We start from the raw sequence: 1,135 nt of genomic DNA on the forward strand, positions 1-1,135 counted from the left end.
GGTTGCTGGATTTCGAGGTGCTGATCTGCGACCCGCGCACCGAGTTCGTTTACGGCTGGGCAGAGCAACAGGGCCGTTTCGTTCCGGGCATGCCCGATGACGCGGTATTGAGCATTCAAACCGACGAGCGCACGGCGATTGTTGCGCTGACCCATGATCCTCGCCTGGACGACATGGCCTTGCTGACGGCGCTGGATTCGCCCGCCTTCTATGTCGGTGCACTCGGCTCTCGGGTCAACAGTCAGAAACGCCGGGAGAATCTGGCTCAGCTAGGCTTGTCAGAAGCAGCCATTGCGCGATTGCACGGGCCGATCGGTCTGCACATTGGCAGCCATTCGCCGGCGGAAATTGCCTTGTCGTTGCTGGCGGAGATTGTTGCGGTCAAGAACGGCATCGCGTTGAAACAGAAAAAGCCGGCGGAGGGCACATGAGTCGATCCATTGCAGTGATCGTGCTGGCAGCGGGCGAGGGCAGCCGCTTTCGCCAGGTGGCCGGCGCGGACAGAGACAAGTTGCTGGCCGACTGCACCGGGCGCGATGGCGCGGTGCGGTCAGTGATCGAGCAGGTGTTGGTGAATCTGCCCGCCAGCCTCGACAAGCGTGTGCTGGTGACCACCGAGGCGCGACCGCAAGCGATGCGTATGGCGCAGGCCTACGGCTGTGAAGTGGTTTCCATAGGCACCACCGGAATGGGCGACAGCATTGCTGCCGGGATTGCTGCGTGCCCGAAAGCCGATGGCTGGCTGATTGTATTGGGGGATATGCCGTTTATCTTGCCGTCGACGCTTGAGCGGGTGGTCGCTGCCATGGCGGACGATGCCGTAAGCGTACCAGTGCAGGCTGGTGAGTTTGGCCATCCGGTGGGATTTGGGCGTTCGTTTGGCCCGGCGTTGTTGGGGTTGAGTGGCGATCGCGGGGCCAGGCCGCTGTTCAAGCAGGGGCGCGTGGTGGAAGTGGCGGTGGATGATCCCGGAGTGTTGTGGGATATCGACGTGCCTGAAGCGTTGGTGTTTCCCCGGTCCTGAGGCCTGAACGGATGACCTTGTGGTAGCGGGCAGTGATGTCGAAAACGAAGGCAAAAAAAAGCCCCGCCTGATTGCTCAGGCGGGGCTTTTTACTGGCTGTTGGAATTAGAC

General features: G+C 61.4%; 2 protein-coding genes. Both read left to right on the forward strand.

Features of this window, described 5'->3' with window-relative positions:
* Nucleotides 1–431 (forward strand): XdhC family protein (locus DBR24_RS32805; RefSeq protein ID WP_256591626.1); only part of this gene is annotated, 431 nt, incomplete at its 5' end.
* The gene (locus tag DBR24_RS18550; RefSeq protein ID WP_123466808.1) at nucleotides 428–1,024 is read left to right on the forward strand and encodes a nucleotidyltransferase family protein; all 597 of its coding nucleotides are present in this window, start codon (nucleotides 428–430) and stop codon (nucleotides 1,022–1,024) included. The genes DBR24_RS32805 and DBR24_RS18550, both read left to right, overlap by 4 nt.
* The last annotated feature ends 111 nt before the right edge of the window (nucleotides 1,025–1,135 follow it).

Origin of the sequence: Pseudomonas sp. HMWF006 (assembly GCF_003061205.1) — a bacterium.
GTDB lineage: Bacteria > Pseudomonadota > Gammaproteobacteria > Pseudomonadales > Pseudomonadaceae > Aquipseudomonas > Aquipseudomonas monsensis.